Annotated in this window: 5 protein-coding genes; 3 read left to right on the forward strand and 2 right to left on the reverse strand. The window is 65.1% G+C overall.

Annotated elements, in window-relative coordinates; all coding sequences use genetic code 11:
- The coding region (locus A5625_RS08245; protein WP_197516019.1) for an MCE family protein at positions 1–693 on the forward strand (693 nt) is incomplete at its 5' end.
- Positions 694–992: 299 nt separating this feature from the next.
- Here the strand turns inward: A5625_RS08245 and A5625_RS08250 are convergent.
- Positions 993–1,910: a DMT family transporter gene (locus A5625_RS08250; RefSeq protein WP_066991396.1), complete on the reverse strand. Its 918-nt coding sequence runs from the start codon at positions 1,908–1,910 to the stop codon at positions 993–995.
- Between the two features lie 114 nt (positions 1,911–2,024).
- Positions 2,025–2,906 carry an oxidoreductase gene (locus A5625_RS08255; protein ID WP_066991399.1) on the reverse strand — a complete coding sequence of 294 codons (882 nt, stop codon included), beginning with the start codon at positions 2,904–2,906 and terminating at the stop codon, positions 2,025–2,027.
- A 184-nt stretch (positions 2,907–3,090) separates the two neighbouring features.
- Here A5625_RS08255 and A5625_RS08260 point away from each other — a divergent pair, with 184 nt between their 5' ends.
- Both A5625_RS08260 and A5625_RS08265 read left to right on the forward strand, forming a co-directional pair.
- Entirely contained in the window at positions 3,091–4,083 is a 993-nt protein-coding gene (locus tag A5625_RS08260) for a diacylglycerol kinase family protein (RefSeq protein WP_066991404.1), read from the forward strand.
- Between the two features lie 387 nt (positions 4,084–4,470).
- Positions 4,471–5,320, forward strand: an 850-nt coding sequence (locus A5625_RS08265; RefSeq protein WP_156748042.1) for an AMP-binding protein, incomplete at its 3' end; no start/stop codon positions are given.

Here is a 5,320-nt window from a genome sequence, read left to right on the forward strand (position 1 = left end):
CCCCAGGCGCGCAAGGACATTCAGCAGTTGGCGGCGTTGGGCGATACCTATGCGAACGCGGCGCCGGATCTGTTCGATTTTTTGAACAACGCGGTGATCACCTCGCGGACCATCAATGCCCAGCAGAAGGATTTGGATCAGGCGTTGTTGTCGGCGGCCGGGTTCGGTAACACCGGTGCGGATCTGTTCAACAAGGGTGGGCCGTATCTGGCCCGCGGTGCCGCCGATCTGGTGCCGACGGCGCAGCTGTTGGACACCTACAGCCCGGAAATCTATTGCTTGATGCGCAACGAACAGGGTGCGCTGGCGGCGACGGGTGCGGCCGAGGGCGGATTCAACGGCTACTCGCTGAACATGAACACCAAGGTGCTGTCCGGGCTGGGGCTGATTGCGAACCCGGTGTCCGCGGTGCCCGTCATCGCATCGCTGGTGGGCGGCATCGCCGGGGTGGTCGGCGGCGCTCCGAACCCTTACATCTACCCGGAGAACCTGCCGAGGGTGAACGCGCGCGGCGGCCCCGGCGGTGCGCCGGGATGCTGGCAGCCGATCACCCGTGACTTTTGGCCAGCACCTGAGTTGGTGATGGACACCGCCAACAGCATCGCCCCCTACAACCACCTGGACACCGGATCGCCGTATGCGATCGAGTACGTCTGGGGCCGCCAGGTCGGCGACAACACGATCAACCCTTAGTTCGTCCGACTACGCCGCCCACCGGGTGGCTCGCGGGAACCTACGCCGCAAATGCTTGGCAAAAGCCATTCGCTAGCGCGCCCATTCTCGGTTGAGTGTTTTCCTGTCGCTGGCGGAGCCACCACGCATGCGGGCCAGCTCAATCTGTCGGACATGGTCACCTGGATGGTGGTCAGTGTGGTGGCCACCGGCGTGGCGCCGAGGTCGTTCTATCGGCTTGACGCCCCATTCCACATGTCTCGCCGGCCGTCATCGTCAAATACGCGACCGACCGACAACTGCCCGGACTGCTGTGACGCTCAAGCCTGGGAGGGTGCCGTCGGCCGAGCGCTGGACTTCACGTCACGCCCGGCGCCGGCCGACATAGAGGCGGCCTCACCGCGGGCCAGGCCCACCGTCGCGACGAACACCAGCACCGCGGTCACCGCAAGCACAAGCCACTCCCAGCCGCCGGCCACCAGCGTTTCCCCGAGTACGACAATGCCGAGGACCCCACCCACCACGGGTTTGGCCACGATGATGGTCGGCAGCGAGGCGGTGAGGGCCCCGGCGCGATAGGCCGATTGGTGATAGATCATTCCGGCCACCCCGCAGAACACCAGCGCGTAGAACTCGAAGGTGTGCCACAACTGGCCCGGATGGTGTTCAAGGATGTCGACGACGCCTTTCATCAGCACCGCGAATACCGCCAACAACGTGCCGGCCACCGCCGCCAGCAGCAGCGCCGCGACCGGGCGATCCGCCCAGATACGCGCGCCCAGCAAACCCAGCAGCAACAGCGGGCCGAGCACCACGGCCACCGCGATCCAGATGTGCAGCGGCGCCCGCTGCTGGCCACCGGTCGGATCTCCGACCGCGATGAGTACCGCCAGCGCCACCGCCAACAACAGCGCCCACGTCCACTCCTGGCGGGTGATGCGGTTACCGGTCATGCGCACGTAGAGCGGGAGCGCGAACAACAGCGCGGTCACCTGCAGCGACATCACCAGCAAAACCGAGCCCTTGTCCAGCGCGGCAGCCAGCAGGACGTAACTGCCGATGTCTCCCAAACCGCCCAGCCACCAACGCTTATCGCGCAGCAACATGCCAAACAACGTCAAATGGCCCACCTGTTTGTCGGTGACCTCCTGCGCGGACCGTTGCCGGATCACGTTGCCGACCGCGGACGCCAGCGCGGCGCACAGGGCGATAATGGCCGCCAGATGCGCGTCCGACATGGCATTACCTCCTTGCTGGGTAGCGATGGCGCTACCCAACCAATCTAGTCACGGCTCGAGCGGACCGGCGGGTTGACGGTTATCCGCTCGAGCGACGACGTCGCCCAAACCGCCTCAGAGCGGGAATTTCGTCCCGGTGAGCCGCTCGGACAGTTCCCAGAGCGCGGTGGCGGTGCCGACGCGCTTCGCCGGCCAGTTGCGCCACGTCGGCTGGGTGCGGCCGTACAGCCCGAATCGGGGACCGACGAAGGTGTCGCCCGGCAAGTCCTGGCAGACCGCGTACAGCGTCTGGCGGGCGCCGAACTCGGCGTCGGTGGACACGATCCGGTCGACCGCCAGCACCGCCGCGTCGCCCAGCTTGCGGCCCGAGTTGCCCTGCAGGTTGGTGTGCGACCAGCCGGGGTGAGCCGCCAGCGCCCGCAGCGACGTGGGCACGCCATTCAACCGTCGCTGCAGCTCCTTGGTGAACAACAGGTTGGCCAGCTTCGACTGGCTGTAGGCCAGCCACGCCGAATACGGCCGCGACTCGAAGTTCAGGTCTTTGAGGCTGATGTAGCCGAAGTGGTGCATCAGCGAGGACACCGTGACCACGCGGTCGGTCAGCTTGGGCAACAGCAGGTTGGTCAACGCGAAATGACCCAGGTGGTTGGTGCCGATCTGGCCTTCGAAACCGTCCACGGTCACCGCGTGGTTGGTGGCCATGATGCCGGCGTTGTTGACCAGAATGTCGACCGCGTCGATGCCTTCGGCAAAGCGGCGCACCGACGACAGATCCTGCAGGTCGAGCTGACGCACCTCAGCTGTTCCGGCCGCTGAGCCGGTCATGCGCGCGGCGGCGGTCTGACCCTTAGCGGTGTTGCGGACCGCCAGGATGACGTGGCCGCCGGCCCGAACCAACTCGCGGGCGGTGACCTCGCCCAGCCCGGCGTTGGCTCCGGTGATGATGATCGTTCTTCCGGCGAACGAGGGCAGCTCTGCTGCGGTCCAATCGGCCATGGCAGACACCCTAACTTCGCAATTGCGCCGAAGGCTTTCGGGCCGAGGCGCCTTGCGGCGGCACGCGGGAGCGTCACTGGTCTATCGGTACGCCCGGTATCGTGCCTGGGATGACCAGCGAAATCCCACCTGAGCGGTTGCCAAGACGGCGGAATGTTGTCAGGTACGCACCGGGGATCGCCGGATGTATCTAGGTGTCATCGTCAATCCGAAAGCGCGGAAAAATCGTGCCGCTTCTCGCGACCGCATCGCCGAGTTGCGTCGCATCGTCGGCCCTTGGGGCGAGGTTCATGAGACCGCTTCCATCGACGAGCTCCGGGAAACCATCCGCCAGATCTCGTCCCGGGTCACCCATTTGGTCGGTGACGGCGGCGACGGCGCACTGCACTGGCTGATCAACGACATCGAGCAGTGCATCGATGACCCGCAGCGCTGGCCCACCTTCGTCCCGACCAACGGCGGCAGCGTCAACGCCGTCGCGCGAAAGGCCCGGGTGCGTGGGCGCCCCGAAGCGATCATCCGCGCGCTGGCGGCCGCCGCGGAAAAGGATCAACCTCCGCCCGAGGTGTTCCTGGACACGTTGGTGATCGACGGTCACACCGCCGACGGCACGGCATTTCATCGGCTCTGCTTCGGACTGGCGGCCGGGGGTGTGGGCAACCGGTTCTACGACCGGTATTACGACGCACCGGATCACGGCCGGCTGGCCGTCGCGCGGGTGATCGCCCGCAGCTTCGGCGACTACATCACCTCCAAGATCGCCCCGAGCCGGGTGAAGACGCCGAACTACGCCTCGATCCTGTTCACGCCGACGCGGGCACGTGTGGTCATCGACGGCGACGAGGTTCCGTCGCGCACCCACAGCCTGTTGCACGCCGGCGCGATCGACCTGCGCATCGGTGGCCCGCTGCGGTTGTTCCCGAAGGCCGCTAAGCCCGGCGCGCTGCATTTCCAGGCCGGCCATCTACGGCCATCGAAGATCGTGGCGCAGCTTCCGACCGCGCTCACCAACGGCCTGCTTCGCGGCGATGGGCTACGCGATGTCAACGGCCACGAGATGATCATCGAAGCCGAGGGCGAGCCACTGTCGCCCATCATCGACGGCGAGCGCTTCCTTGACATCGTGAAGCTGGTGGCCCGCGCCGGCCCGCGGATCCGCATCGCACAGCCCCGGTAGACCCGAGCCGAAAAAGCCTTTGTTCTGATTTATTCCGACCCTGGGTGTGACGAACGTAAAAGCGATTTATTGGATCGCGGTCTGACGTCCGGAACCGCCAATAGTAAATACGCGAATTCGTACATGCGTATATCAGTATTTCAGACGCGACAGCGACGGTAACCCCAGCTCGTAGGCACCTGAGATACTGAAGTCCGTAGGCGCGTAGATCAGCATTCGCGCAATTAATTTCGCCAGTTAAGTTTCAACTGTGAAAGCGTTGTGTGAAACCCATTAATGCTGGTCGATGTTTTGCTTGGGGCGGGCTTGCGGCGCTACATTGGTTTTTATATTTACGACGAAAGTCGTTCTCGGGCTAAACCAACCTGGAAGGGGGATCGCTCCGACATGGAGACGCTGATCGATTACCTGCACAAGGGGGAAGCGCTGAAGCCGGACCAGACCCTCTTCCGGTTCGTCGATGCCGATGGCCGCGAACTCGAGCACTACACCTACCAGGGCTTCGCCGAACGCACCCGCGAACTGGCCGCTTACCTGTCCAAGGACGCCGGCCTCAAGTCAGGCGATCGTGCGCTACTGGTTTACCCGCCCGGTCTGGAAATGATCGCGGCGCTCTATGCGTGCGCCCGCATCGGGGTGATCGCCGTTCCGGTCAGCCCGCCCTTGCCGATGTCCTTTGATTCAGGGTTGGCCAAACTCAGCTTCGTCGCGCGCGATTGCGGGGCCAAGGCCGTGCTGTCGACAAAGCAGTTCGAGTACGATTTCCGCCTGCTGCTCGGTCAGCGCCAAGGCGCGCAGGCCTGGGCGAACGAGTCGGGCGCCGCCCTGCCCGAGCTGCCCTGGTTCGCCACCGACGGTGCCCAGGACTTCGGTGGCGCGCCCGTCGCAGACACTCCCGGCGAGGTGCTCTTCCTGCAGTACACCTCGGGCTCGACCAGTGATCCCAAAGGCGTGATCGTCACCCACGCCAACATCATCGCCAACGGTCTCGCCTCCGCCAGCGGCGACGTGGTGGTGGCCTCGTGGCTGCCGCAACACCACGACATGGGGCTGATCTCGGCCTACATGTTCGTCGTGCTGTTGGGCGGCACCACGCATGCGATGTCGCCCCTGGACTTCCTCGCCCGGCCGTCGTCCTGGCTTCGGCTGATCAGCGACGTGCGCGCCACGCACACACCGGGACCCAATTTCGCGCTCGAATACTGCCTGCGCGAGGACAAGCTGCCCGCCGCCGAAT

Origin of the sequence: Mycobacterium sp. 1465703.0 (assembly GCF_001672975.1) — a bacterium.
GTDB lineage: Bacteria > Actinomycetota > Actinomycetes > Mycobacteriales > Mycobacteriaceae > Mycobacterium.